The organism is Bradyrhizobium sp. LeoB3 (assembly GCF_055456055.1).
This window is the reverse complement of sequence record NZ_JBVBEF010000462.1, coordinates 1-262: the sequence shown is the minus strand read 5'-3', so window position 1 is coordinate 262 and position 262 is coordinate 1. Positions and strand designations below refer to the sequence as shown.

Here is a 262-nt window from a genome sequence, read left to right as displayed (position 1 = left end):
TGGAGGCGATCGGCTGCGAGGTGATCCCGCTCGACACCGAGCTCGACCACACCTTTCCGAAATACAATCCGAACCCGGAAGACATGGAGATGCTGCACGCGATCCGCGACGCGGTCTTGCAGCACAAGGCCGATGTCGGCCTCGGCTTCGACGGCGACGGCGACCGCTGCGGCGTGGTCGACAACACCGGCGAGGAGATCTTCGCCGACAAGGTCGGCGTGATGCTGGCGCGCGACATGTCGGCGATCCACAAGGACGCGCA

General features: G+C 65.3%; 1 pseudogene. It reads left to right on the top strand.

Annotated features, from left to right (window positions below):
* Window positions 1-262: pseudogene (locus ACZXDY_RS46710) on the top strand (phosphomannomutase/phosphoglucomutase); the annotation flags it as partial.